Below are 25,619 nucleotides of genomic sequence, written 5' to 3' on the forward strand. Positions count from 1 at the left end.
GTTCACCTGAGGGCGTGCCTCAGGACACAGGAAACCGCATGGATAAAGGCATTTTACGCAACGTCGCGATCAATCTGTTTGGGCTCGTGCTGCCGACTTTCGTGTCGCTGGTCACGGTGCCGTCGTACATCCGGATGCTCGGCGTCGAACGCTATGGCGTGATCGCGCTCGTCTGGACGCTGATCGGCTATTTCAGCGTGCTCGATCTGGGCATGAGCATGGCCGCGCAGAACCATATTTCGAAGGCCTACGCATCGAAAGACACCGAGGCCTGCGAGCGTGTGTTCTGGAGTGCGTTCTGGCTCAACTTCACGACCGGCGCGATCGGCGGCCTGCTGATTTATTCGGGTGGCGCTTTGTACACGGCGTATTTCACCCATGTCACGCCCGAATTGCGCCACGAGGTCTATCTCGCGCTGCCTTGGCTCGCAGTCGCAATTCCCATTGCCAATGTGTCGTGGGTGTTCGCGGGCGCGATCAATGGGGCGGAACGCTTCGGCATCTACAACACCAATCAGACGCTCGGCACCTTCCTGTTTCAGTTGCTGCCGCTGGGCGCTGCGTGGGCGATCGCGCCGAATCTGCAAACGGTGTTGGCGGCGGCCGTGTTCGCGCGCCTCGTCGCAGGTCTTCTGCTGGGCCGATCGGCACTGCGTGTGCTCGGTATTCGTCGTGTGCGCGGCCCACGCTTCGACACGTCGAAGGCGCTGTTCAATTTCGGCGGCTGGATGCTGATCGCGAGCATCACGACGATGGTGGCCGATTCGCTCGACCGCATGATGCTGGGCGCGGGTCTGGGCGCGCGCTTCGTGACCTATTACACGGTGCCGCAGAACCTCGTGACGCGCCTGAACATGGTGCCGAATGCGCTGGTGCGGACCCTGTTTCCGCGTCTTTCGGCGTTGCGCCGCGAGCACGCGGACGAGATCGCGGCGCAGTCTTTGCAATTCCTCAACGCGGTGTTCACCCCGGTTGCGATTGGCGCGATCGTTGTGCTCGAACCCTTTCTGCATGCATGGGTCGGCCCGGTGATCGCCGAACACGGCGCGCCGGTGGGTCGCTTCCTGATCGTCGCCGTCTGGCTGATCGGGCAGGCCGGCGTCACACGCATCCTGATCCAGTCGCAGAACAATCCCGCCGCCGCCGCGCGCGTGGGACTGATCGAGTTGCCGCTGTTCGCGGGCCTGTTGTGGCTCGGTATCGACCATTACGGTTTGCCCGGCGCGGCCGCCGCCGTGCTGTTTCGCTCGCTGTTCGATTACGTGGTCCTGTTGTGGCTCGCGCGCATCCATAGTCGCGTGATCGTCGTCGATATGTTTGCACACCTGAGTTTTCTTGCTGCCGCGCTGGCGATCGCGTGGTGGCTGCCGGACGCGGTCTATGCGATTGGCGCGGGCGTGATCCTGGCCCTTGCCAACTGCGTCTGGTCGGTGGCAACCACGCCGCTGCTGCGTGGTTATGCCCGTTCCCTCCTGTTTCGACTAAATTCACGGAAAAGCGCATGAGTCACGAACTGATCGACGAAGCGGCGCCGTCCGAACGCGCCGCCGTGCCCCTGCAACGGCGCGAAGCTCCATCCGCGCCGCGCGGCGAACTACGCGCGGTGAATCCGGCGACCCGCGCGCGCACGTTGGGCGATTCCGGCGAGAGCCGCGACGATCGTCACGTCAAGCGCCGGCCACGCGTGGCGATCGTGCATGACTGGCTCGTCACCTACGCGGGCGCGGAGCGCGTACTGGAGCAGATCATCGACGTTTTCCCGGACGCGGATCTGTTCTCCGTGGTCGATTTCGTCGACGACAAAGATCGCGCCTTCTTGCGCGGCAAACGCGCGACGACCTCGTTCATCCAGCGTCTGCCGAAAGCGCGCACGCGTTACCGCGCGTATCTGCCGTTCATGCCGCTGGCAATCGAGCAGCTCGATGTATCGGGCTACGACGTGGTGATTTCCAGCTCTCATGCGGTGGCGAAGGGCGTGCTGACCGGCCCCGATCAATATCACATCAGCTACGTGCATTCGCCGATTCGCTACGCGTGGGATCTCCAGCATCAGTATCTGCAGGAATCGCGGCTTACGCGCGGCCCCAAGTCGATGCTCGCGCGGGTGATTCTCCACTACATCCGCAACTGGGACGTGCGCACCGCGAATTCGGTCGATCAGTTCGTGGCCAATTCGGAGTTCATCGCGAGGCGCATTCATAAGGTCTATCAGCGCGACGCGGCGGTGGTGTATCCGCCCGTCGATGTGGATTCGTTTGAGCTTGAGACGCGCAAGGAAGACTTCTATCTGACCGCTTCGCGGCTCGTGCCGTACAAGAAGATCGATCTGATCGTCGAGGCGTTCTCGCGCATGCCGGACAAGCGTCTTGTCGTGATTGGCGACGGTCCCGACATGCAGAAGGTGCGTGCGAAAGCGGGCCCGAATGTCGAAGTCATGGGCTATCAGCCGTTCTCCGTGCTGCACGATCGCATGCGCCGTGCGAAGGCGTTCGTGTTCGCGGCGGAAGAGGACTTCGGTATTTCGGTGGTCGAGGCGCAGGCTTGCGGCACGCCCGTGATTGCCTATGGCAAGGGCGGCGCGCTGGAAACCGTGCGCGATACGGGCTCGCGCCCGACGGGTCTGTTCTTCGACGAGCAGCGCGCCGAAGCGATCATCGCAGCGGTCGAAACGTTCGAGCGCGACCCCAAACGTTTTCGCGCCGAGGATTGCCGCGATAACGCCGAGCGTTTTTCTTCCGCGCATTTCCGCGCGCAGTTCTTCGCGCGCGTGGCGCGAGCCGTGCCGGCGATTGCCGAGGCGGGGCCGGGATATCGCGATCCGCAGCGCGATCATGACGACGGCGCGCAAGGCGATATCGAGAATGCGCCGCGTGTGCTGGCAATCGACCAGAGCGGCGTGCTGGGCGGCGCAGAGCTTTCGCTGCTCGAGGTGGTGAAGGGTTTGCGCGCCCGTATCGAGGTGTTGCTGTTCAACGATGGGCCGTTCCGCGAAGCACTCGATGCGGCGGGCGCGCGTGTCGATGTGCTCGATTCGGGCGCGCTGCGCAATGTGCGCCGCGATGGCGGCGCGGTGCCCAAACTCGGCGTGCTCGCGGGCGTGGCTGCGCTCGTGCGCGAGACGCGCCGCCGTGCGCGCGGCGCAGACGTGCTCTATGCCAACACGCAGCGCGCAATGGTGATTGGCGTGCTGGCCGGCAAGCTCGCGCGCAAGCCTGTGGTCTGGCATCTGCGTGACATCGTCAGCGACGAGCATTTCGGCCGCGTGCAGCGCGCGATTATCAAGGGCTGCGCGAAGCTGGGTCTCGCGCACGTGATCGCCAATTCGCATGCATCGGCGAAAGTGTTTGCGGAGCTGACGAAATTCGATTCTGAACGGATCGATGTCGTGCACAACGGCGTGGACGAGTCGCCGTTTCGCGCTCTTGCGCGCGTTCCGCAGGCGCAATTGCGCGCGCAGATCGGTCTGCCGCAGGACGCGTTTCTGGTCGGCGCCTTTAGCCGCCTCGCGCAATGGAAGGGGCAACATGTCTTGCTCGAAGCGCTGTTGCTCGAACCGCGCGCGCACGCGGTCTTTGTCGGTGCACCGCTCTTTGGCGAGGATGCCTATGCGCAGGCGTTGCGCGATTTTGTCGCCGCCAATGGCTTGCAGGATCGGGTCCATTTCCTCGGCTTCCGGCACGATATCGCCGCCTGTATGCGCGCGATGGACGTGATCGCGCATACCTCGATCACGCCGGAGCCGTTTGGCCGTGTCGTCGTGGAAGGCATGCTCGCGCAGCGGCCCGTGGTGGCGTCGCGCGATGGCGGCGTGAAGGAGATCGTCGAGCACGGCAAGAGCGGGCTGCTTTGCACGCCGGGTGACGCCCAGGCGCTCGCCGCGACGCTTGCGGCGCTGCACGACGATGAAGCGCTGCGAGAGCGCCTCGCGCGTAATGGCCTCGCGGTCGCGCGCGAGCGTTTCGGCAAGGAGCAATACGTGGAAGCCGTGGGACGTGTGCTGGACGGCGTGGTGACGCGCGCACGCTAGGCAGGAATCAGGGAGAAGCGGGGATGAAAAAAGGGGCCGCCAGATTGGCGGCCCCTTTTTTATTGGTGATTTCGACGCGGGTTTAAAGAAGCGTCAGGCCGCGCGCTTGCGCAAGCGGCCCGCGGCATTCAGTGCGGGCAGTTCGAACAGGCGATAGAACACCCACGCGACAGGCAGCACAGCGAGCGTGAAGCCGAACGATACCCAGATCGAGGTCTGCAATTCGGAGCGGAACAGGAACGAGCCGAGCAACACGAAGAGCGGCAGATGGATCAGGTAGAGCGAATAGCTGAATTCGCCCAGTTTCGAAAAGATCGGCAGCCATATGCCGCCGGTTGCGACGGGGCGCGAGAGCGCCTTCACCAGATAGCACGCGAACGCACAGGCCCAGAGCTGGAACGCGCCGTATTGGCCGAAGTGGAATGCCACGCAGCCTGCGACGGCGAATACGGCGGCCGCGGCGTAGGCGAAGCGGAATCCTTCGGAACCACGCAGACGCGCTTCTGCAATCCACGCGCCGAGCATCCACGAGAACCAGTACGACGTGAAGAACGTGACGTCGTGCGCCGTCAGCGTGAGCGCCGAAATCACGTTGATCGCGGCCACGCCAGCCAGCACCGCGAGCAGTCCGAAGCGGCGACGCAGTGCGAACAGCAGCGGGTAGAGCAGATAGAACTGCACTTCGAGCGACAAGGTCCAAAGCGCGCCGTTCGAGCCATAGGTCTTGCCGGCCACGCCTTGCAGCGAGAACAGATTGACGAAGAACGCGCGCGGGCCGATATCGAGGATTTTGTGGCTCACCGGCGACATCGTGAGGCTGATCGAATCGGCCACGAAGGTTAGTGCGAGCGCGGCCAGCAGCACCGGATAGATACGCACGAAGCGGCGCAGCCAGAATTGGCCGGCGTCGAGCCGATAGTTGGGATTATTGAGCAAACGCGCCGCGCCGCTGCGGTGAATGCAATAGCCGCTGATGACGAAAAAAATCGGCACGCCCGCCGATCCCCACGCAATGGGGAACGTGAGCCACGCGGCGATCGTGCCGGGGCTGGCGAGGCTTGCGTGCATTTGATGGAAGGCGCCCATGCCGATCCAGGTGACCTGGCGGCAATGGAAATACGCCACCAGCAACGCGGCGAAGCCGCGCAGCGCGTCGATCAGATGGTCGCCGGCGATGGCCGTGGGCCGCGCGGCGGCGGTGCGCACAGCGGACGCGGGTGTCAGGAGGTTGTCGAGTGTGGGGTCGCTCATCGTGTTGGGGGCCGGGGATGGCGCTCGTGGCTATGAGGGGAGGCTACTTCGCGATCATAGGGGCCGCACACGAAGAAATTATCCAGAAGTTTTTCGAAAAGTATTCCTGTTGCTTATTTCACGGAATGAAAATAAATAGCTATTCGAATCAAAATCAGGAAATAAAACCTTGTAACTAGAAAGCGATTTATTTGTTCAATTTGAACTGATAATTTGAAGGGGATCGCCTATGGTCGCTGGAGATTTCGATGAACCTGCATTTGCTGGCCGGCATTGCCGTGCTGTTGATACTCGTCGCGGTGTCCGCGTATCGCGAAGCGCTGCGTAATGAGCCTATTCGACGCTCGCGCACGCAAGCGGGGCGCTTGCCGCCGGCCGATGAAGTCGAGTAAACTGCGCGGGCATGACGTGACTGTCATTGTGCCGCGATCGCGAGCCGATCGAATCCGGATCAGGAAATTCATGCCGATTATCCGGGGCGCATGGCAATAATTTCCGCTGATCTGCCTGATGTTCGCATTCGGCATCGCATTCGGAATTTTGTTTCCCTTTCCTGCTTGAGGAAAGCGGAACGAAGCCGACGCATTCAATATAAAAACTGCCCAAAACAGAACCCTCGGGGACGCCGGCTTGCCTTGCTGCGAGACCGTTACTCAAACGATCGAACTGGGAATGGACATCATGCTAAAAGTAACCAAAGCGGTATTTCCTGTTGCTGGCCTCGGTACGCGCTTTCTGCCTGCCACCAAGGCTAGCCCGAAGGAAATGCTGCCGATCGTCGACAAGCCGTTGATTCAGTACGCGGTAGAAGAGGCGATTGCCGCCGGCATCACCGAAATGATCTTCGTCACCGGGCGCAGCAAGCGCGCCATTGAAGATCATTTCGACAAGTCGTACGAGATCGAAGCCGAACTCGAAGCGCGCAACAAGCAAAAGCTGCTCGATGTCGTGCGCAGCATCAAACCCCGCAACGTGGACTGTTTCTACGTGCGCCAGGCCGAAGCACTCGGTCTGGGCCATGCCGTGCTGTGCGCGGAGAAACTCGTGCAGGGCAGCCCGTTCGCGGTGATTCTGGCCGACGACTTGCTCTATAGCCCCAAGCCGGTCATGAAGCAACTCGTGGACACCTTCAACCACTATCACAGCTCGGTGATCGGCGTGGAAGCGATTGCACGCGAGAACAGCGCGTCGTACGGCATCGTCGATGGCCGCGAGTGGGAAGAAGATGTGTTCAAGCTCTCAGGCATCGTGGAAAAGCCGGCGCCTGAAGTTGCGCCGTCGAATCTCGGTGTGGTGGGGCGTTATGTGCTGATGCCGACGATCTTCGATCATCTGCGTGCGCTCAAGCCGGGCGCGGGCGGCGAGCTGCAACTGACCGACGGGCTGCAATCGCTGCTCGCGGATGAGCAGGTGCTGGCCTACCGTTACATGGGCACGCGTTTCGATTGCGGCAGCAAGATCGGCTATCTGAAGGCCACGGTGGAATTCGCGCTGCGTCACCCCGAGGTGAAGGACGAATTCGAAGCCTATTTGCAGAATCATCTGCCGCAGGCGCTGGCCGCCGCGGCCTGAGGCCGGGTTTGTACGCGGCGTGCGCTCGATGAGCGCACGCCGTGGCGACTTACGCGCGCGATTGCCAGAACGCGCGCTGCACGCGCATCACGTCGTCCTCCACATCGGCTACGGGGCCGATGAGATCCACGGGCTTCTGGCAATGATCGAATACATAACGCGACGAGACACTCATCGTGGGATTTTCCGCGTGATTGCCCGTCGCTTCCAGCAGTCTTTCCTCCGTCATGCCGAATACCACGCGTCCAATATTGGCCCAGTAGGCTGTGCCTGCACACATGCAGCACGGCTCGACCGAGGTATAGAGCGTGCAGCCCCATAGATATTCCGCGCTGAAATTCATGGCGGCGATGCGCGCAAGCACGGCCTCCGCGTGATTGACGGTATCCACGTTGCCTTGTTCGATCAGCACGGTTTCGTGATCGGGGCCCACGAGGATCGCGCCGAACGGATGGTGGCCGAACGACGCGGCCCGTTCGCCCACGGCCGCCGAGCGGCGCAGATGGCGCACGATCTGCTCGTGCGTCGGTGCGCTGCGCGGCGTGTCCTGGGGCGGCGTGCTCGTGCTCATGGTCTGTCTCCTCTCATGGTTGGTTTTTATCCCTTGTTTCAGGGCTTATTTCGGCACCGTGCCGTCCACACCATCGACGAACCAGTTCAGGCGCAGCAGGTCCGTATCGCTGAGCGATTTGCCCGCCGCCACGCGAATCGTGCCCGTTTGGTCCTTGATCGGGCCAGCGAACGGATCGAATTTACCCGCGACGATGGCGTCGCGCTTCTCAGCCAGCGCTTTCTGCGCGGCAGGCGAGACGGCTGACGTATTGATGTCGGCGAGGTCGATCGCCTTTTCCTTGAGCCCCCACCAGACCGGCGCGTTGGTCCACGTGCCCGCCATCACCTGCTGGACCAGATGCGAATAGTAGACGCCCCAGTTGCTCACGCACGCGCCAAGTTGCGCGTTCGGGCCGAACTTCTTCATGTCCGAGTCCCAGCCGAATGCGTGGACTTTCTTCTGCTCGGCGGTTTGCATCGTCGCGGTGGAATCGGTGTTCTGGATCAGCACGTCCGCGCCTTGGCCGATCAGCGTTTCGGCAGCCTGTTTTTCGAGGCCCGGGTCGTACCAGCTGTTAATCCAGAGGACCTTGACCTTGGCATTCGGATTCACCGAACGCGCGCCCATCGTGAAGGCGTCGATATTGCGCACGACCTCGGGCACCGGCACGGAGCCCACGAAGCCCAGCGTGTTGCTCTTGGTCGTATAGCCTGCCACGAGGCCCGCGAGATAGGCGCTCTGATAGGTGCGTACGTCATAGGTCGCGAAATTCGGCGCCTTCTTGTAGCCCGTCGCGTGCATGAAGACCGCGTCCGGGTAGTCCTTCGCCACCTTCAGTTCGAAGTCCTGAAAACCGAAGCTGGAGCCGACGATGATCTTGTTGCCCTTGGCGGCCAGGTCGCGGAACACGCGTTCGGAGTCGGCGGACTCGGGCACGTTTTCAACCCGCGTGACCTTGATCTTGTCGCCGTATTGCGCCTCCACCGCTTTCACGCCCTGTTCGTGCGCGTAGGTCCAGCCCGCGTCGCCGGGGTTGCCGAGATAGACGAAGGCAACGCCGACCGGCGGCGTGGCGGCGTGGCCAATGCCGCTCGTGAGGGCGGCGAAGAGGGCGGTGACAACGGTGGCGCAGACGCGGCGGACGCGTGTCCTGGGTGATTTCATGGATTCTCCGGAAAAGTGGGCAAGGTGATTCGATGCACCATCTTCACGAGCCAAATATTGGGGAAATATTTGCTGACGTTATCGCCGGTATAACAAAGTTCATATGAAAGGCGAGGGCCGCCAATCGTAAAGGCCATAACGCAGGTGCCGTAAGGCCGCGCGGGTGGGCACGCGGCATGCGCACCTCATACGGTTGTGTGCGCGTCGCACGGCCTGCTGGCCAGCCTGGGGCGATGCGCGACGAATCTCCACGCGCCTGCCTGGGCATGCAAGACCCGTGCGGCGCAGGGAAACTGCACAATCCGGTACGCGCTCACCCGCGAGCGGGCGCGTGCCCATCAAGGAGAAGCGGCCATGACCAGGCATCCCGTGGCAGGCAGTGATCATCCCGTGCCGGCCGGCGCGCAATGCGTCGGCGCATGCGACCCGGCTGAACATTTCAACGTCGTGCTGATTCTGCGTCGCCAGGACCAAGCGGGCTTTCGCGCGCTGGTGGACGGCATTACGGCTGGCGCGCCCGGCGCCCGGCCGGTTTCGCGCGCGGACTATGAACATCGTTTCGGCGCGTCGGCGGCCGATCTGAAGCATGCCGAGTCGTTCGCCACGGCGCATGGCCTCACGGTCGTGAAGGCCGACGCGAGTGCGCGCCGTCTCGTGTTGTCGGGCACGGTGCAGCAGTACAACGACGCGTTTGGCGTTGAGTTGCAACGCTTCGAGCATCAGATCGGCGCGCTCAAGCAGCATTTTCGCCAGCCGGTTGGGCCCGTGCATCTGCCCGACGACCTGCACGACATCGTCACGGCCGTCGTCGGCCTCGACAGCCGCGCGAAGGTGCAGCCCCACTTCCGCATCGAATCGGCCGCGCCGCTGCCAGCATCGGTGGGCGATGGCCTCGTGCATGCGCCAATCCGCGCCGCGCGCGCGGTCAGCCGCTCGTTCACGCCGTTGCAGATCGCCGACCTGTATGACTTTCCGGCGGGCGACGGCCGCGGCCAATGCATCGCGCTGATCGAAATGGGCGGCGGCTATGCGCAAGCCGACCTGAAGGCGTATTTCAGCGCCCTGGGCGTGGCGCAGCCGCAGGTGGAGGCCGTGTCCGTCGATCAGGTGAACAACGCGCCCACCGGCGACCCGAACGGCCCGGATGGCGAAGTCACGCTCGATGTGGAGATCGTCGGCGCGCTCGCGCCTGCCGCATTGATCGCCGTGTACTTTGCGCCCAATAGCGAGGCCGGTTTCGTCGACGCCGTAAGCGCCGCGCTGCACGACAGCCAGCGCAAGCCCTCGGTCATTTCGATCAGTTGGGGCGCGCCGGAGTCGGTATGGTCGCAGCAGTCGCTGGGCGCGCTCAACGACGCCTTGCAGACTGCCGTGGCGCTGGGGGTGACGGTGTGCGCCGCGTCCGGCGATAGCGGCTCGTCGGATGGCGTGAGCGATGGCGCGGATCATGTCGATTTTCCCGCGTCGAGCCCGTACGCGCTCGGCTGCGGCGGCACGCACGTCACGGCCGCGAACGGGCGCATCACGCGCGAGACGGTCTGGAGCAGCGGCGCGGATGGCGCGAGCGGCGGGGGCGTCAGCATGACGTTTGCGCTGCCCGCGTGGCAGAAGGGGTTGCGGCTCGTGCGTGCGAGTGGGGGCGCGGGCGCGCTGGTGCGGCGAGGCGTGCCCGACGTGTCCGGCGATGCCGATCCGGCCACGGGCTATGCGGTCCATATTGGCGGCGCCGATACGGTGGTGGGCGGCACGAGCGCCGTCGCGCCGCTGTGGGCCGCGCTGATCGCGCGCATCAACGCGAACAGCGGCAAGGCGGCGGGATTCATCAACGCGAAGCTCTACGCGCAGCCCGCCGCGTTCAACGACGTGACGAGCGGCGGCAATGGCGACTATGCCGCCGCGCCCGGCTGGGACGCCTGCACGGGACTAGGCACGCCCGTGGGCAGCAAGGTGGCGGCCGCGCTCGCTTGAGGTGGGCCTGGGCGCGCCCGGTATAGGATCACCGTGCGCGCAGTGGTTTTTTGCTTCCTGTTTCCGATGGTATCCGAGGGGCTTCGGAGGTTTCCGAAGCGAAACACGCGCATTGCCCGTCAACAGTGACACCAGCAGCGCGGGCGATGCGTACCACGAGCAAGGAGACGACATGAACGACGAGGCTCATTCCAGCAAGGGCAACGGGCACGCAGCCGGGGCGGCCAGCGGCAACGGCAAGCATCGCAGCCCGGCCGACCAGCCATGCTTCGATCCCACCGCTTACGGCAACGGTCCCGACGACTTCGTGACCGACATGACCGAGAACGCCGCCATCACGCATCATGCGATCCAGATCGGCAGCGAGGTGATTGCCTATACCGCGACCGCAGGCCATCTCGTCACCGTGGACCCGAGCAGTTCGCAGCCGAACGCCAAGATCTTCTACGTCGCGTTCACGAAGGACGGCGTACAGGCGCAGGACCGTCCGGTCACCTTCTTCTATAACGGCGGGCCGGGCTCGTCGTCGGTGTTCGTGCTGCTGGGCTCGTTCGCGCCCAAGCGGATCAAGACCTCGATGCCGGGCTTCACGCCGCCCGCGCCTTATACGCTCGAAGACAATCCGGACAGTCTGCTCGACCGCAGCGACCTCATTTTCATCAACCCGGTCGGCACGGGCTATTCGGCGGCGGTGGCGCCGCATCACAACCGCGATTTTTGGGGCGTGGATCAGGACGCCGACTCGCTCAAGCAGTTCATCAAGCGCTATCTGAGCGCGAACGACCGCTGGAATTCGCCCAAGTTTCTTTACGGCGAGTCGTACGGCACGGCGCGCAGTTGCGTGCTCGCGTATCGTCTGCACGAAGACGGCGTGGATCTGAACGGCATCACGCTGCAATCGTCGATACTCGATTACACGCAAAGCGGCAATCCGATGGGCGCGTTGCCTACGGCGGCAGCCGATGCTTGGTTTCACAAGCGACTGGGCGTCAAGCCCGCGCCCAAGGACCTGGGCAGCTTCGCCGCGCAGGTGGCGCAATTCGCGCGCACCGATTACCGGCTGGCGTTGCAGAAATTCCCCGATCCGAAAAATCCGGCGATTCCCGGCGTGCTCAAGACGCTCTCGCAATATACGGGCATCGATACGCAGACGCTCGAATCGTGGAACCTCGATATCGCCGCTTACGACAGCCGCGGCAATTCGCTCTTTCTCACGACGCTGCTCAAGAATAAGGGCGTGGCGCTAGGCTCCTACGATGGCCGGGTGACGGCGATCGACACCGGCATTGCGGGCGATATCGACCCGAACTCGGGCGGCAACGATCCGACCATGACGGCCGTGAGCGGGGTCTACACGGCGATGTGGAACAGCTATCTGAACGAGACGCTCAAGTTCCGCACCAATTCGTCGTTCACGGACCTCAATGATCAGGCCTTCAAGAACTGGGACTTCGGCCATATCGATCCCACCGGCGCGCAAAAGGGCGTGGATGCGCAGGGCAATATCGTGCTTTACACGGCAGGCGATCTTGCCGCCGTGATGGCGCTCAATCCCGATCTGCGCGTGTTATCCGCGAATGGCTATTACGACTTCGTCACGCCGTTCTATCAGACCGTGATCGACTTGCAGCAGATGCCGCTGCTCGACCAGAAAGTGCGCAACAACCTGAGCGCGCGCTTCTATCCCTCCGGGCATATGGTTTATCTCGACGGCGCGTCGCGCACCGCGCTCAAGGCCGATCTCACGAAGCTCTACCAGAGCGCCGTGACGGATCAGCCCGCGATTGCGCGCATTCGCGCGTTGCAGCGCATGAGCACCCTGAGCGCGATGCATCACTGAGGGCCGCAAGGCGCGGGGCGTTAGTCCAGACGTCCCCGCGCCAGCGCATCGAGGCACGCGTGAGCGTCGCCTTGCACGATACGCGCCGCGCAGGCAATCATGAGATTCTTTGGCAGCCCGAAATCTTCCACCAGAAAGCCACGTTCGCAAACGCGTCCTTGCGGCCCTGATTGTGCGGGCACGCGTTCGATCAGCGTGCCCGGGTCCTGGGTGTAGGCCCAGATTTCCTTGCCGAGCGCGGCGGCAAAACCAATCTCGAACGCGGTGCCCGAGTCCGGCTCGCCCGGCCCGCGAAAGTCGTCGACATTGGCCATGACGATGTCGGCGCCACGAATGGCGTCGATATTGGCGCGATAGATCCATGCGGCCTGGCGTGGTCCGTCGAGGTCGGCGGGCACCTGGGTGTCGAGCGGATAAACGCCCTCGAAACCATGCTCGGCACAGGCGGCGACGAGGCGCGCGCCATGTTCGACGGCGTCGAGGCGGAACACGTCGAAGCCCGCGAGATAGATGCGCGGACGGCGGGGCGAAGCGGCAAGCGTCATCACGTGCGTTCCTCCATGCGAGGGTTCCGATACGAAACCCGAACGTCGATTCTAGCCTTCCAACGTGAGTGTGCGCAGTTTGTGCTGGTCTTACGAATGGTTGACAGGCCTGAATACAGGCCGCTACGATCATGCGATTTGCATCCAGCGTACGGGATCGGTAACATCCGCGCTGCAAATGGGGCGCTGAGCCACGCACAAGACACGCTCCGATTTTTCGGCACACCATGTGGAGACCATGAATACACTTGCCAGCGGCCTGTCGAGCGCCGCACAACAGCAGCTCGAAAACCGGGCCTACGCCAAGGCCACCCTGCGCCTGTTGCCCTTTCTCTTTCTTTGCTACGTCGCGGCCTATCTGGATCGTGTGAACGTGGGGTTCGCCAAGCTGCAAATGCTGAGCGACCTGCAATTCAGCGAGACCGTTTATGGCCTCGGCGCGGGCATCTTCTTCATCGGCTATTTTTTCTTTGAAGTCCCGAGCAATATCCTGATGCATCGCGTGGGGGCGCGCGTGTGGATTGCACGCATCATGCTCACCTGGGCCGTGATTTCAGCGGCCTCGCTACTCGTGAAGACGCCCACGCAGTTCTATATGGTGCGCTTCCTGCTGGGGGTGGCCGAAGCGGGTTTCTTCCCTGGCATCGTGCTCTATTTGACCTATTGGTTCCCGGCCGCGCGACGCAGCCGCATGAACGCGCTCTTCATGATCGGCATTCCGGTGGCGGGCGTATTCGGTGGTCCGCTGTCGGGCTGGATTCTCGCGGCGTTCAACGGCCGCGACGGGTTGGCGAGCTGGCAATGGCTGTTCCTCATCGAGGCGATTCCGTCGTTTGTGCTCGGCGTGATTACGCTGTTCTATCTGCCGAACACCATTCGCGCAGCGAAGTGGCTCTCGAATGACGAACGCGCGGTGCTCGAAAAGAATATCGAGGCCGATCAGGCCGGCAAGGGCCATGCGTCGATTGCATCGGTGTTCGGCAACGGCCGCGTGTGGCTCATGGCCGCGATTTACTTCTGCTGCATGATGGGCCTCTATGGCATCAGCTTCTATCTGCCGACGCTCATCAAGGCGAGCGGCGTGAAGGACGCGCTCGACGTTGGCTTGCTGACGGCGATTCCCTATGGCTGCGCGGTATTCAGCATGCTGTTCGTGGCGAAGAGCGCGGATCGCACGGGCGAGCGCCGCTGGCATTTCGCCATCGCATCGCTGGCTTCGGCCTTGGGACTCTATTTCAGCACGGTGTTTGCGAACAACGTGCCGCTCGCCATGCTCGCGCTGTCCGTGGGCGCGGCCGGCATGCTCGCGACCATGCCGGTGTTCTGGGCGTGGCCGAGCGCGATTCTCGCGGGCGGCTCGGCCGCGGCGGCAATCGGCATGATCAACTCGATCGGCAATCTCGCGGGCTTCGTGAGTCCGTCGATCATCGGCTGGATGAAAGACGTCACGCACAGCACCAACGGGGGCATGTACTGCGTGGCGGCGGCGATGGCGCTGGGGGCGTTGCTTGCGCTGTTGCAACCGAAGGCGATCGTCAACAGCTAATCTCTCCGTGGCGCACGATGCGCCCGTGTAGCGACCGAAAGGCAGCGGATGCGTCCGCTGCCTTTTTTCATGGTCTTGCCGTTACGCTGCGCGCTTGCCGAATGCGTGCGCTTCGATGACGCGCGCAAGGGTCGCGAACGCCGGGTCGATGTTCTCGTGCGGGACGCACGCATAACCGGTTAGCAATCCTTTGCGTTCCTGTTTGCCCAGGTAGTACGCCGCGAGCGGCCGCACGATCACACCGGCGTCATAGGCTGCGGCCGTCACCAGGCGGTCGTCGCAGTGGTCGGGCAAGCCGAGTACGAAATGCAGACCGGCTTCGTCACCCATGACGGGCAGCGCATCGCCGAAATGGCGCGTGACTGCGTCGATCAGCAATTGGCGGCGCTCGCCGTAGAGCGTGCGCATGCGACGCACGTGCGAGGTGAGATAGCCGTCCATGATGAACTCGGCCAGCACGGCCTGCTGCATCAACTGGCCTTCGCGATACAACTCGGCGACGCCCGTGCGGAACGTGGCGGCGAGTCGCTCGGGCACCACCATATAGCCGACGCGCAAGCCCGGGAACAACAGCTTGCCGAGACTGCCCACGTAAATCACGCGATCCGATTCGTCGAGCCCCTGCAACGACGCAAGTGGCCGGCTGCCGTAGCGGAACTCGCTGTCGTAATCGTCCTCGATGATCCAGACCTTGTGCTGGCGCGCGTATTCGAGCAGCGTGCGGCGTCTCGCGAGGCTCATGACCATCCCTAGCGGATACTGATGCGAGGGCGTGACGAGCGCCAGACGGGGCGGATGACGCAGATCGGCGTCGCCCGGATTCAACCCTTCGGCATCCACGGGGATGGGCGCGAGTTCGATGCCCGACGCCTGCAACACGCTGCGCGCGCCCCAATAACACGGTTCCTCGACCCAGGCGCGGTCGCCGTGGTCGGCGAGCAGGCGCACGGCGAGATCGATCGACTGATGGATGCCGGTCGTGATGATGATCTGCTCGGGCGAGCAACGCACCGAGCGGGCCACGCGCAGATAGTCCGACAAGGCGCGCCGCAGCGGGCGATAGCCGCCGCCCGGCGCGTAAGTGAGCAGGTCGTGGCTCACCGACTTCCAGAGGCGCGATTGCAGGCGGCTCCAGGTGCGCGCGGGAAATTCGGCCACGTCGGGCACGCCCGGCATGAATGCGCCCCACTGCCGGGCTGAAACGCCCGCTTCGTCAATCAGGCGTTGCCCGCGTACCGACATGTCGCCGCGCGGGCAAGATGGGGGAGCGGTGGGCGGATTGGTGTCTTCCGGCGCGCGCAAAGCGGTGCGAGGGCCCACCGCGGCGGAGTCGGGACGCGTGTCGGCAACGTAGGTGCCGCTGCCGGTGGTCGAGAGCACGTAGCCCTCGGCGCTCAATTGGTCGTACACATGGACCACGGTATTTCGCGCGATGCCCAGGTCGCTGGCTAGCGTGCGCGAACTGGGCAGCTTGGTGCCGGGCGCGAGCTGGCCGGTCAGGATGGCCTGTTGCATCAGACGCAGCAACTGGCGGTAGACCGGCTCGATGTCGGCCTTATCGAGTTGCGCGGCCAGCCAGTCGGACAAAATTACCATTGCATCATCGCCAGCAAAGTGGTTCCATCAGGAATAATGAAATGGCTCCATTGAATGGAACCGGAAACAACTATAGTAATCCGCACGTCAGGTTCAGCTAGTGCCTGCGACAGTATTTATTTAATTGCGCCGGATCGGCAGTGTGCGGCAATACGGGAACAAGGACAGGAGACAGGGCGATGAAGCAATCGGACGTGATCGTCAGCTTTCGCGGCGTACGCAAGACATACGACGGCGAAACCCTGGTCGTGAAGCAGCTCGATCTGGACATTTATCAGGGCGAGTTCCTGACACTGCTCGGGCCGTCCGGTTCGGGCAAGACCACGTGCCTCATGATGCTTGCGGGTTTCGAATTCCCGACCGGCGGCGAAATTCGCCTCGAAGGCAAGCTGCTGAACAACGTGCCGCCGCACAAGCGCGACATCGGCATGGTGTTCCAGAATTACGCGCTGTTCCCGCACATGACGGTCGAGCAGAACGTGGCGTATCCGCTGGGCGTGCGCAAGGTGCCGGCGGCCGAGCGCGCTGCGCGCGTGAACGACGCGCTCAAGATGGTGCGCATGGAGAGCTTCGCGAAACGGTATCCGGCGCAGCTTTCGGGCGGGCAGCAGCAGCGTATCGCGCTGGCGCGCGCGCTGGTGTTCCAGCCCAAGCTGGTGCTGATGGACGAGCCGCTGGGCGCGCTCGACAAACAGTTGCGCGAACATATGCAGTACGAACTGAAATCACTGCATGAGAAGCTTGGCGTCACGTTCGTCTACGTCACGCACGATCAGGGCGAGGCGCTCACCATGTCCGACCGCGTGGCGGTGTTCGACAAGGGCATCGTGCAGCAACTCGATACCGTGGACCGTCTGTATGAATCGCCGTGCAACGAGTTCGTCGCGAACTTCATCGGCGACAGCAATCGCCTGCGCGGCAAGATCGCCTCGGTCGAAGGCGAGTTCTGCGAAATCCATCTGGCCGACGGCACCCGTCTCAAGGGGCGCAACGTCGCGGGCGCGCAAGCGGGCGCCGACGCCATCGCCTGCATTCGCCCCGAACGCATGAAGCTCGCGGCGCAGGGTGTGAACGGCGGTGCGAACGCCATCGCGGGCGAGGCGCGCAGTCTGATCTATTACGGCGACCACGTGCGTATGCGCTGCGGTCTGCCTCAGCAGGACGAGTGCTTCGTGAAAGTGCCGCTCGGCACCGAGGCGCTCGCCGGTTTCGCGCCCGGTCAGCCGGTCGCGCTCGAGTTTGCGCCCGAACATCTGCGCGTGTTCGCGTGAAGACGACCGGGCCACGCCATCCGTGCTGAAGGGCCCGGCAAGACAAACCACCAAGGAGAAGGGACTCACCATGAAGAAGATCGGCAACATGCGCGTTGCGGCGGTCGCGGCCACGCTCGCACTCTCGTTCGGCGCGGCGCACGCGGCGGAACTCACGGTCGTGAACTTTGGCGGCGCGAATGGCAACGCGCAGAAGGCGGCCTTCAACGAGCCGTACCAGGCGCAGACGGGCACGAAGATCACGACCGTCGAGTACAACGGCGAGCAGGCCAAGGTCAAGGCCATGGTCGAAGCGAAGCACGTCAACTGGGACGTGGTGGAAGTCGAAACCGGCGACATCGCGCGCGGTTGCGACGAAGGCCTCTACGAGAAGCTCGACTGGTCGAAGCTCGGCAACAAGAGCGACTTCATGAAGGCCGCACAGCAGCCGTGCGGCGCGGGCTTCTTCGTGTGGTCCACGGCGCTCGCCTATAACGCCGACAAGCTCAAGAGCGCACCCACCAGCTGGGCCGACTTCTGGGACACGAAGAAATTCCCGGGCAAGCGCGGCATGCGCAAGGGCGCGCAGTACAACCTCGAATTCGCGCTGATGGCCGACGGCGTCGCACCGCAGGACGTCTACAAGGTGCTCTCGACGAAGGCAGGCCAGGACCGCGCGTTCAAGAAGCTCGACGAACTCAAGCCGAACATCCAGTGGTGGGAAGCGGGCGCGCAGCCGCCGCAGTTCCTCGTGGCTGGTGACGTGGTGATGTCCACGGCCTTCAATGGCCGGATCGACGCCGCGCAGCGCGAAGGCAAGAACCTCAAGGTCGTGTGGAACGGCAGCATCTACGATCTGGACTACTGGGCGATTCCGAAGGGCTCGCCGAACAAGGACGCGGCGCTCAAGTACATCGCCTACACGCTTTCGCCGAAGCCGCAGCAGGAGTACGCGAAGCACATCGCCTATGGTCCGGTGAACGAGAACGCCATCAAGGCGCTCGACACGAAGACGCTGGATAACCTGCCGAACTCGCCGGCCAACGGCAAGAACGCGGTGCAGCAGAACCTCACGTTCTGGACCGACCACGGCGACGAACTGGAGCAGCGCTTCGCTTCGTGGGCTGCGAAGTAAGCGCGTGAACCGTTGAAGTATCCGTTGCGCGGCGCGCGCGGCTTGCAGGGTGCAAGGCGCGCCGCGCAGCAACGGAGGCAGTGCAGGAGACTCGATGTGACAACCATGACGACCGCGACAACCGCAGCCGATAATGCAGGCGAATCCAGCGCGCGACTGAAGCGCGAACTGCGCGTCGCGCAGGCGAAGAAGCGCACGATGGCGCTCATGCTGATCGCGCCGCTGGCCATTTTTCTGTTGCTGATTTTCGTCGTGCCGATTGCGGCGCTGCTCACGCGCGCCGTACAGAATCCCGAAGTGGCCACCGCGCTGCCGCATACGGTCGCGGCGCTGCATGACTGGGACCGCAAGAGCGCGCCGCCCGACGCGGCTTATACCGCGCTCGCGCAGGACCTCGCGGCGGTGCAGGACGGCGACGCAATGGGCGCGCTCGCGCGCCGCCTGAACGTGGAAATCGCGGGCTATCGCTCGCTCGTGGCCAAGACCGCGCGCGCGATGCCGCTGTCCGACGACAACGGCAAGCCGCTCACACTCACACCCGCGCAGACGCGCGCCAAAATCGTCGAGCTCGACGACCGCTGGGGCGATGTGACCTACTGGCAGGCCATCGCGAAGAATAGCGGCCATTATTCGCCGTTCTATCTGCTCGCCTCGCTCGACCACAAGCAGGACGCGTTCGGCAGCATCGTAGCCGCCGATCCCGAGCAGCAGATCTATCTCGCCGTGTTCGGGCGCACGTTTGTGATCAGCGTGTTCGTCACCTTGTTTGCGCTCGTGCTTGGCTATCCGCTCGCGTACTGGATCTCGACGCTCTCCGAGCGCCGCGCCAACCTCGTGATGATCCTCGTGCTGATTCCATTCTGGACGTCGATTCTCGTGCGCGTGGCGGCGTGGATCGTGATTCTGCAAAGCGAAGGTCTGGTCAACAAGGCGTTGATTGGCACCGGCATCATTTCGTCGCCGCTCGCGCTGCTGTTCAACCGCGTCGGCGTGTATATCTCGATGACGCACATTCTGTTGCCCTTCATGGTGCTGCCGCTCTACAGCGTGATGAAGTCGATCCCGTCCACCTACCAGCGAGCGGCCGTGTCGCTCGGCAGCCATCCGTTCGCGGCCTTCTGGCGCGTGTATGTACCGCAGACTTATCCGGGCATTGGCGCGGGCGTGCTGCTCGTGTTCATTCTCTCGATTGGCTACTACATCACGCCCGCGCTGCTCGGCGGCCCGGCCGACCAGATGGTGAGCTACTACGTGGCGTACTTCACGAACGTGTCGATCAACTGGGGCATGGCGTGCTCGCTCGGTGCGCTGCTGCTCGTGGCCACGACCGTGCTGTATTTCGTCTACGTGCGCTTCACGCGCACGAACCTGAGCCTCGGCTAACGGAGGCCACGACATGAAATTCGCGAAACCGCTTTTTGCCCCGCACACCTCGGGCATCGAACGCGTCTGGTACTTCACGTTGCGCGGCCTCGCCGTGCTCACGCTGCTGTATCTGATCCTGCCCGTGCTGGCGATCGTGCCGCTGTCGTTTTCGTCGAGCACCTTCCTCGTCTATCCGATTCCGGGCTGGTCGATGCGCTGGTATGAAAACCTCGTGATGTCCGACGAATGGCGCATGGCCGCGAAGAACAGCTTTATCGTCGGCCCGCTCGCGACCGTGGTGGCGACTGTACTCGGCACGCTCGCGGCCATCGGTCTGAACAAGGCCGATTTTCGCGGCAAATCGCTGCTGATGGCTATCCTCATTTCGCCGATGATCGTGCCGGTGGTGGTGGTGGGCGTCGGCATGTATCTGTTCTTCGCACCGCTCGGACTCGCCAATACGTATACCGGGCTGATTCTCGCGCACGCGTCGCTGGGGGTGCCCTTCGTGGTGACGACGGTGTCGGCGACGCTGGCGGGCTTCAATCACAATCTCGTGCGTGCGAGTCTGTCGCTGGGTGCGAATCCGGTCACGACGTTTTTTCGCATCACCTTGCCCACAATCGCGCCGGGCGTGATGTCGGGAGCGCTGTTCGCGTTCGCGACGTCATTCGACGAAGTGGTGGTGACGCTGTTCCTCGCGGGCGCCGATCAAACGACGCTGCCACGGCAGATGTTCACGGGCATCCGCGAGAACATCAGCCCGACGATTGCCGCGCTGGCGACGATTCTGATTGTCTTTTCGACCTGTCTGCTGCTCGCGCTCGAATGGCTGCGTGGCAGAAGCGCTGCTCGCGCGGTCAAGCCATAAAACGATCGACGGCGGGACACGTGCTCGACATAGACCTGCTCTTGATTCGCATGCCTTAACGTCCGGTCTTTCTCTGCGCCATGTACGCAAGATAAGCGACGATCAGATCGATCTCGCGATCGCTTAGCTGGTCCGGCGCGAAGGCCGGCATGACGCGGCCCGGCCAGTCCCGAACCGAGGCCGGATTGCGAATATAGCGGTGCAGCGCGGCGGGCTGAAAGTACTCGACGGGATTCATCGGCACGTTGAGGTCGGGGCCGGTGTCCGCGCTGCCCGCGTGGTTGAGACGATGGCAGGCGAGGCACTGGGTGATGAACAGGCTTTGGCCCGCGCGCACCGGATCGGTTGCCGGCAGCGCTGGATCGACGGCGAGCACGGGCCAACGCGCGGCTGGCGAGGGTTGCGTAGCGAGTCGCGCGATCTGGTAGGGCCACTGCTCGCTGCGCTCGGAGGCCGCTTCCTTACCGACCCAGACCAGGTAGAACGGTCCCGCGCTGACCGGCTTGCCCCGCAGCTTCGGCCACGGGTGCGCGGGGTCCTCGACCGCGAGCCATGCGACGGCTTGCGAGGGATCGCGGTTGCGCACGAGGTCCATCGGCAGTTGCGCGGCGAAGCCGTCGGTTGCGCGGGCTTCGAGCACGCTGTCCGCAGGCAGCGCCGCATTGTCGAGCAGGTTGGCTAGCGGCACGGCGCGGTAGGTCGACGAGGCGCCGTCGTAGGCGATGTCTCGCGCAACGTGTATTTCTGCCGTATCGGCACGCGCCAGTAAGGCGTCCTGGCTGAACGACCGGGTTGTTCCACCTATCGTCAGTTCGATCGTGGGCTGCGCGACGGCACAGTGCCCGATCATGCCAAGCGTCAGCAGCAACGCCGCAAACCACACGCGTTTCAACATGTGTCCTCTGTGAATGGTTGTTGTCGGCGATGTGGGTGGCGCCCTCTGCGAAACGCCAATTCCAGTTTGTTCGGCAACGGTGAGCGGATTATGTCAGTTGTGGCAAGGCGCCGATAGCGCGCGGGCTGCACCCGTCGCGGCGCGCACGCTAACATCTCGGCTGCTACATCGAAATGGAATAGCGGGCATGCGAGAGCGGATCAGGAAACGAAACAGGCAATGGCCGTCGCGCACGGCCCGGATGTTGGCAATCGTGACGGCTTTCGGCATGAGCGCGCTGTTGGCTGGACCACAGACGGCGCACGCACAGATCGCGCAGCCGACCCTGGAAAAAATCCAGGCGGCCAATCGCATCGCCATCGGTTATCGCGAGGCCTCGTTGCCGTTTTCGTATCGCGATGCGGATGGCAAGGTGATCGGTTTTTCGCAGGACATCTGCAATCGTATTATCGCGGCGGTCAAGGCCAGGACTCAGCGCCCGAACCTCGAAGTGCGCTTCATTCCCGTGACGTCGCAGAACCGCATTCCGCTCGTGCAGAACGGCACCGTCGATCTGGAGTGCGGGGTGACGACCCATCTGCGCGCGCGTCAAAGCCAGGTGACGTTTTCCGATACCTTCTTCATTGCGGGCACGCGGCTGCTCACGCACAAGGACTCGGGCATTCATGATTTCAGCGATCTCGTGGGCAAGAGCGTGCTCACCAATCAAGGCACGACGTCCGAGCGCATTCTGCGCCTGATGAACCAGCAGAAGCCGATGAACATGCGCGTGATCAGCGCGAAGGACTATGCCGAAGGGCGCGCGTCGCTCGAATCGGGTCGCGCCGTCGCGTACATGATGGACGATGTGCTGCTGGCGGGGGTACGTTCGTTGACGGCGCATCCATCGGACTGGATCATCGTCGGTACGCCGCAATCCTGGGAGGCCTATGCATTCATGATGCGTAACGGCGATCCCGCGTTCCAGCAGCTGGTGAACGATACGATGAGTGCGCTCATGAAAAGCGGCGAAATGGCGACGCTTTACCATAAGTGGTTCGAGCAGCCGGTGCCGCCGCATGGCGTGACGATCGACTTCCCGATGACCTCGCAACTACGCGCGCGCTACGCGGCGCCCGACGACCGCGCGCTCGACTGACCCGTGCCTGACGCGTGGCTGAGCCGTGCGGGCTTTTTTGCGGGCTGGCGCGCAGACGTGAGATGATCTCGCTCCTGAAGAAGCGCGCCCGCTTGCGGCCGCGCAGCGATTGAACGAACGGGAGCGGACATGCAGGAACAAGGCAGCACGGTAGTCATCGTCGGGGCAGGGCACGCGGGCGGCAACGCAGCGGCGCTACTGCGCCAGTATGGTTTCGAGGGGCGCGTCGTGCTGGTGGGCGAGGAGCCGGTGCCGCCGTATCATCGGCCGCCGCTCAGCAAGGCCTATCTCAAGGGCGAATCGGATGTCGAAAAGCTGTGGCTCAAGCCGCGCCAGTTCTACGAGGATCAGCGCATCGAGCTGAAGCTCGGCGTGAGCGCGCAGTCGCTCGATCGCGCGAACCATACGCTCGCACTCGCTGACGGCACGGCGCTCCCGTACGACAAGCTGATCCTCGCGACCGGCTCCACGCCGCGCGCCTTGACCGTGCCTGGCCACGATCTGGCGGGCGTGGTGGCGCTGCGCTCGCTCGCGGACGCCGACGTGCTGCGCGAGCGCGTCAAGCCGGGCGAAAAGCTCGTGGTGATCGGCGCGGGCTATATCGGCCTCGAAGCCGCGGCGGCCGCGCGTCAGCTCGGCCACGACGTGACGGTGCTCGAAGCCGCGCCGCGCGTGCTCGGCCGCGTGACCGGCGAGACGGTCTCCAGCTTCTATGAAAGCGAACATCGCGCGCAAGGCGTCGATCTGCGCCTGAATGCGAAGATCGAAGCGCTCGTGGGCGAGAACGGCAAGCTCACCGGCGTGCAGCTCGCGGGCGGCGAAATCGTGCCCGCCACGCTCGCGCTGATCGGCATCGGCATTCTGCCGAACGTCGCGCTGGCCGAAGACGCGGGCATCGTCTGCGTCAATGGCATCCAGGTGGACGACGACGCACGCACGTCCGATCCGGACGTGTTCGCAATCGGCGACTGCGCGAGCCGTCCGCTCTCGCACTATGGCCGCACGGGCCGGTTGGAGAGCGTCCATAACGCGGTGGAGCAGGCGAAGCTGGCGGCGTCGGCGATAGTCGGCCGTGCGCGTCCTGCCTGCGATGCGCCGTGGTTCTGGTCCGATCAGTTCGATCTCAAGCTGCAGACCGTGGGCCTGCACGAAGGCTATGACGAGACCGTGGTGCGAGGCGATCCGGCGGCGCGCCGCTTTGCCGTCTACTATCTGAAGGGCGGCGTGCTCCTCGCGGTCGACGCGGTCAGCTCGATGCCCGACTTCCTGTGCGGCAAGAAGCTCGTGGGCACGGGCAAGACGCTCGACGTGGCGGCCCTGCGCGATCCGGCTACGGAAATCGGCAAGTTTGCGGCGGCTACGCTGGCCTAAGGGGTTATCGAGCGCCGATCTGGCACGTTCAGGCGATCGCATGAAAGCTTGATCTACGTGCCGGGGCGCTCGCTCGGCGCTGCACTATCATCGCGGACTCGGTGCGCCGGCAGTTCTTGCCCGGCGTGCCCGCTCCGAACTGGCGGCGCCTGTCGTGCCGCATGCCTGCGAGATCCGCACGATGAATAGCACGCCCGGCCGCCCCGTCTCTCCCCAATCGGCGCCTGAAACGCCAGAAGTTTCCGATCGGCAACGCGGTCGCCTCGCGGCCAGTTTCGCGCGCGTCGACGCGCCGTTGTTCAGCGGCCCCGAGGGCATCCGTTTCGACTTCAACTATGGCTGCCGCGTGCAGGTGCCGCAGATGTCCAACGCGGGCTGGCGCGTGCGCATGCACGATCTCGATACGCAGAATCTCGTTTTTGACGCGCCGCTCGTGCCAGGCGAGGTCGCGGCGAGCCGCCGTAAATACTTCGTCCGCTTCCTGCTGGAAGTGTTCGATGGCGAGCGCTGTGTGTTTTCCCATACGTTCGACGCCCGGGGGCGACGGGTCTGGATGACGCTCGGCTCCGGCGCGCTGGGCGACGCCATCGGCTGGGTGCCGGCGATCGAGGCGTTCCGGCAGCAGCACGGCTGCGAAGTGACCGTCGAAATGAAATCCTGGCTGCATCCGCTCTTCAAGGGAGGCTATCCGGCGCTGCGTTTCGTATCGGAAGTATCGGAACCGGCGCAACGGGAACGCGAAAATAACGAGCCGATTTACGCGACTTACCGCGTAGGCTGCTATTCCCCCTATGCCGACCGCGATCATCAGCCAACCGATCCGCGCGTGAGCAGCTTGCAGGATTTCGCCTCCTACATGCTGGGCGTGGCCGCCGTGGAGCGACGCACCCACATCGTGGTCGCGGACCGTGCGCGCATCGTGCCCGAGCCTTACGTCTGTATCGCGGCGCAGGCCTCCACGCAGTGCAAGTACTGGAATAACCCGCACGGCTGGGGCACGCTCGTCGCCCATCTGAAGTCGCGCGGCTATCGCGTCCTCTGCATCGACCGCGACCGGGAATACGGTCTCGCGGGCGCGCTGAACACGATGCCCGAGGGCGCCGAGGACTTCACCGGCGAGCGCCCTTTGCAGGAGCGCGCGAGCTTGCTGATGCATGCCGACTTCTTCGTCGGCCTGGGCAGCGGGCTTTCATGGCTTGCCTGGGCCGTGGGCGTGCCGGTGGTCCTGATCAGCGGCTTTTCGCATCCCAACGCGGAGTTTGATACGCCTTGGCGCGTCATCAATTTCCACGCCTGCAACAGCTGCTACAACGACACCGCTTTCGAATTCGACAACGATTTCAGCTGGTGCCCGCGCCACGCGCACGATGCGCTGCGCTATCAATGCACCACGGCCATCACGGCGGGCCATGTGATTCGCGTGGTGGACGATCTGATCGCGTCGCTCGACGAGCGTTGAAGCCCTTTTCGCCGATGCCGTCGTGGGGATGGGCATCGGCTGAGTCAGCGATGTCGTAACATGTCGCCTTGGG

At 63.7% G+C, this 25,619-nt stretch carries 20 protein-coding genes; 14 read left to right on the top strand and 6 right to left on the bottom strand.

Features of this window, described 5'->3' with window-relative positions:
* Positions 1-38: 38 nt before the first annotated feature.
* Complete coding sequence (locus U5782_RS00470; RefSeq protein WP_322041902.1) at positions 39-1,505, top strand: flippase; 1,467 nt, start codon at positions 39-41, stop codon at positions 1,503-1,505.
* Complete coding sequence (locus U5782_RS00475; protein ID WP_322041903.1) at positions 1,502-4,027, top strand: glycosyltransferase family 4 protein; 2,526 nt, start codon at positions 1,502-1,504, stop codon at positions 4,025-4,027. The genes U5782_RS00470 and U5782_RS00475 overlap by 4 nt, the downstream gene beginning before the upstream one ends.
* A gap of 93 nt (positions 4,028-4,120) precedes the next feature.
* On the opposite strand, the gene U5782_RS00480 is transcribed toward U5782_RS00475, so the two are convergent.
* On the bottom strand, positions 4,121-5,278 hold the full coding sequence (locus tag U5782_RS00480; RefSeq protein ID WP_322041904.1) for an acyltransferase: 1,158 nt from the start codon (positions 5,276-5,278) through the stop codon (positions 4,121-4,123).
* A gap of 248 nt (positions 5,279-5,526) precedes the next feature.
* Between U5782_RS00480 and U5782_RS00485 the strand changes: the two genes are divergently transcribed.
* Both U5782_RS00485 and galU read left to right on the top strand, forming a co-directional pair.
* A complete protein-coding gene (locus tag U5782_RS00485; protein ID WP_167067073.1) occupies positions 5,527-5,670 on the top strand; it encodes a hypothetical protein in 144 nt (47 codons plus the stop codon).
* A 289-nt stretch (positions 5,671-5,959) separates the two neighbouring features.
* Positions 5,960-6,850, top strand: a complete 891-nt coding sequence (galU, locus tag U5782_RS00490) for a UTP--glucose-1-phosphate uridylyltransferase GalU (protein ID WP_322041905.1) — start codon at positions 5,960-5,962, stop codon at positions 6,848-6,850.
* A 49-nt stretch (positions 6,851-6,899) separates the two neighbouring features.
* On the opposite strand, the gene U5782_RS00495 is transcribed toward galU, so the two are convergent.
* Entirely contained in the window at positions 6,900-7,421 is a 522-nt protein-coding gene (locus U5782_RS00495; protein ID WP_322041906.1) for a nucleoside deaminase, read from the bottom strand.
* Between the two features lie 45 nt (positions 7,422-7,466).
* The gene (locus U5782_RS00500) at positions 7,467-8,567 is read right to left on the bottom strand and encodes a BMP family ABC transporter substrate-binding protein (protein WP_322041907.1); all 1,101 of its coding nucleotides are present in this window, start codon (positions 8,565-8,567) and stop codon (positions 7,467-7,469) included.
* Positions 8,568-8,921: 354 nt separating this feature from the next.
* On the opposite strand from U5782_RS00500, the gene U5782_RS00505 reads away from it, so the two are divergent.
* Both U5782_RS00505 and U5782_RS00510 read left to right on the top strand, forming a co-directional pair.
* Positions 8,922-10,535: a S53 family peptidase gene (locus U5782_RS00505; protein ID WP_322041908.1), complete on the top strand. Its 1,614-nt coding sequence runs from the start codon at positions 8,922-8,924 to the stop codon at positions 10,533-10,535.
* Positions 10,536-10,707: 172 nt separating this feature from the next.
* The gene (locus U5782_RS00510) at positions 10,708-12,375 is read left to right on the top strand and encodes a S10 family serine carboxypeptidase-like protein (protein WP_322041909.1); all 1,668 of its coding nucleotides are present in this window, start codon (positions 10,708-10,710) and stop codon (positions 12,373-12,375) included.
* A gap of 20 nt (positions 12,376-12,395) precedes the next feature.
* Here U5782_RS00510 and U5782_RS00515 read toward each other — a convergent pair whose 3' ends face one another.
* Positions 12,396-12,920 (bottom strand): nucleoside 2-deoxyribosyltransferase, encoded by a 525-nt coding sequence (locus tag U5782_RS00515; RefSeq protein ID WP_322042506.1) that lies wholly within the window; start codon positions 12,918-12,920, stop codon positions 12,396-12,398.
* Between the two features lie 238 nt (positions 12,921-13,158).
* On the opposite strand from U5782_RS00515, the gene U5782_RS00520 reads away from it, so the two are divergent.
* Complete coding sequence (locus U5782_RS00520; RefSeq protein WP_322041910.1) at positions 13,159-14,466, top strand: MFS transporter; 1,308 nt, start codon at positions 13,159-13,161, stop codon at positions 14,464-14,466.
* Positions 14,467-14,547: 81 nt separating this feature from the next.
* Here U5782_RS00520 and U5782_RS00525 read toward each other — a convergent pair whose 3' ends face one another.
* Positions 14,548-16,062 carry a PLP-dependent aminotransferase family protein gene (locus tag U5782_RS00525; protein ID WP_322041911.1) on the bottom strand — a complete coding sequence of 505 codons (1,515 nt, stop codon included), beginning with the start codon at positions 16,060-16,062 and terminating at the stop codon, positions 14,548-14,550.
* A gap of 179 nt (positions 16,063-16,241) precedes the next feature.
* Between U5782_RS00525 and U5782_RS00530 the strand changes: the two genes are divergently transcribed.
* The 4 genes from U5782_RS00530 to U5782_RS00545 all read left to right on the top strand — a co-directional run bounded on the left by U5782_RS00530 (position 16,242) and on the right by U5782_RS00545 (position 20,683).
* Complete coding sequence (locus tag U5782_RS00530; RefSeq protein ID WP_322041912.1) at positions 16,242-17,333, top strand: ABC transporter ATP-binding protein; 1,092 nt, start codon at positions 16,242-16,244, stop codon at positions 17,331-17,333.
* Positions 17,334-17,403: 70 nt separating this feature from the next.
* Complete coding sequence (locus U5782_RS00535; RefSeq protein WP_415914217.1) at positions 17,404-18,447, top strand: ABC transporter substrate-binding protein; 1,044 nt, start codon at positions 17,404-17,406, stop codon at positions 18,445-18,447.
* A gap of 105 nt (positions 18,448-18,552) precedes the next feature.
* Complete coding sequence (locus tag U5782_RS00540; protein ID WP_322041913.1) at positions 18,553-19,830, top strand: ABC transporter permease; 1,278 nt, start codon at positions 18,553-18,555, stop codon at positions 19,828-19,830.
* Positions 19,831-19,843: 13 nt separating this feature from the next.
* Positions 19,844-20,683 carry an ABC transporter permease gene (locus U5782_RS00545; protein ID WP_322041914.1) on the top strand — a complete coding sequence of 280 codons (840 nt, stop codon included), beginning with the start codon at positions 19,844-19,846 and terminating at the stop codon, positions 20,681-20,683.
* 55 nt (positions 20,684-20,738) lie between these two features.
* Here U5782_RS00545 and U5782_RS00550 read toward each other — a convergent pair whose 3' ends face one another.
* On the bottom strand, positions 20,739-21,578 hold the full coding sequence (locus U5782_RS00550; RefSeq protein WP_322041915.1) for a cytochrome c: 840 nt from the start codon (positions 21,576-21,578) through the stop codon (positions 20,739-20,741).
* A 268-nt stretch (positions 21,579-21,846) separates the two neighbouring features.
* Here U5782_RS00550 and U5782_RS00555 point away from each other — a divergent pair, with 268 nt between their 5' ends.
* From U5782_RS00555 to U5782_RS00565, 3 genes are all read left to right on the top strand, one after another.
* On the top strand, positions 21,847-22,716 hold the full coding sequence (locus U5782_RS00555; RefSeq protein WP_322041916.1) for a transporter substrate-binding domain-containing protein: 870 nt from the start codon (positions 21,847-21,849) through the stop codon (positions 22,714-22,716).
* 129 nt (positions 22,717-22,845) lie between these two features.
* Positions 22,846-24,087, top strand: a complete 1,242-nt coding sequence (locus tag U5782_RS00560) for an NAD(P)/FAD-dependent oxidoreductase (protein ID WP_322041917.1) — start codon at positions 22,846-22,848, stop codon at positions 24,085-24,087.
* Positions 24,088-24,268: 181 nt separating this feature from the next.
* A complete protein-coding gene (locus tag U5782_RS00565) occupies positions 24,269-25,546 on the top strand; it encodes an autotransporter strand-loop-strand O-heptosyltransferase (RefSeq protein ID WP_322041918.1) in 1,278 nt (425 codons plus the stop codon).
* Positions 25,547-25,619: the final 73 nt, after the last annotated feature.

This window comes from Paraburkholderia sp. J67 (genome assembly GCF_905220265.1).
Taxonomy (GTDB): Bacteria; Pseudomonadota; Gammaproteobacteria; order Burkholderiales; family Burkholderiaceae; genus Paraburkholderia.